Source organism: Streptomyces sp. GbtcB6 (assembly GCF_019091475.1).
In the GTDB taxonomy this organism is placed as follows: Bacteria; Actinomycetota; Actinomycetes; order Streptomycetales; family Streptomycetaceae; genus Streptomyces; species Streptomyces hyaluromycini.
Genome location: NZ_JAGXJL010000550.1, coordinates 1 through 228, shown reverse-complemented (window position 1 = coordinate 228; position 228 = coordinate 1). Strand labels below are relative to the sequence as shown.

Sequence of the window (228 nt, the reverse complement as noted above, 5' to 3'; positions counted from 1 at the left end):
AGCGCGCCCACCCCGATGACCGTCCACGCCTGCGCAGCCTCGCTGGTCCGCCCGAGCAGCAGCGCTACCAGGCTGGCCGCCCCCACCATTTGCGCCACCAAATAGAGAACGGACACAGTGACCGAGGACATGCCCACCGCGATCCGCACCGCCCGCTCGCTCATCCGCGCCGCGATCACGTCGGCCAGCGTGAACCGCCCGCAGTTGCGCACCAGTTCGGCCACCAGG

1 pseudogene is annotated in these 228 nt (G+C 70.6%); it reads right to left on the bottom strand.

The features are described from left to right. A pseudogene (locus KVT45_RS55950) lies at window positions 1-228 on the bottom strand (cation acetate symporter); the annotation flags it as partial.